This is a genomic window from Candidatus Symbiopectobacterium sp. NZEC135, from assembly GCF_025962695.1.
Window position 1 is genome coordinate 1 of record NZ_JAGFPF010000953.1, and the last position, 817, is coordinate 817.

Consider the following 817-nt stretch of genomic DNA (forward strand, 5'->3'; position numbering starts at 1 on the left):
CACTAAACTGTCCTTTTAACGACAGTTTGCCACTCACCGTTTGCGGCAACGCAAACGCTACTGTCAGCGGCTCGATCTGTACATTCTCAATAGCAGGTTGCAGGGTGATTTTCGGCGTTGCCTTTGCATCCATTTTTCCGGTCAGAGCAATACGCCCGCCGTTAAGCTCGCTCTGCAATGAGGAAAGGGTGAACACACCAGCCTGATTGACCGCGTTGAGGTTCACCTTGCTGAAGGTCAGGCCACGGTAGATAAGCGTGTCTGCCTGCAATGCCAACCGCGCGCTGAACGATTGCCATAAGGCATCCCCTTCACTCAGCCCACGTTCCGTCGATACTACCGGCGTAACGGTCTTGATCGCCACAGGCGTAGCGTTCTGCGTTTGTGACGTTGGCGCACTTCCCAGTAGTGCATCGAGATTTAGCCGCGCCGCGTTGATATCCAGCGTATATTCCGGGTGTTCACCCAGGGTTGCCGCCGCATTCCCGCTCAGTTGGCTGTCGCTCGCCGCTAACGTGAACTGACTTACCGTGACCTTTTCTGGCTGGGCCGTGCCAGCAGCCTGCTGATAACTGGCTTGAAGGCTACCGCTGCCGCTGATGCCACCAGAGGGAATACCCGCGCCTTGAAGTTGGTATTGGAATTGCTCGATGGTTGCATCTATTTGCTGTGGATAGTGCTGCATATCCAGATTTGCCTGAAGTGACACCGCAAGGTCACGCTGATCGCGATTAATGCGGCTGGTCAGTTCCAACGCTAGCTGGCGCTCGCTGCTCTGTTCCAGCGTGAGGTTGATGTCGCGCACGTTGAGCTGTTC

General features: G+C 55.6%; 1 protein-coding gene. It reads right to left on the bottom strand.

What is annotated here, in order from left to right; all coding sequences use genetic code 11:
• Positions 1 to 817 (bottom strand): AsmA-like C-terminal region-containing protein (locus J5224_RS31685; protein WP_264628943.1); only part of this gene is annotated, 817 nt, incomplete at both ends.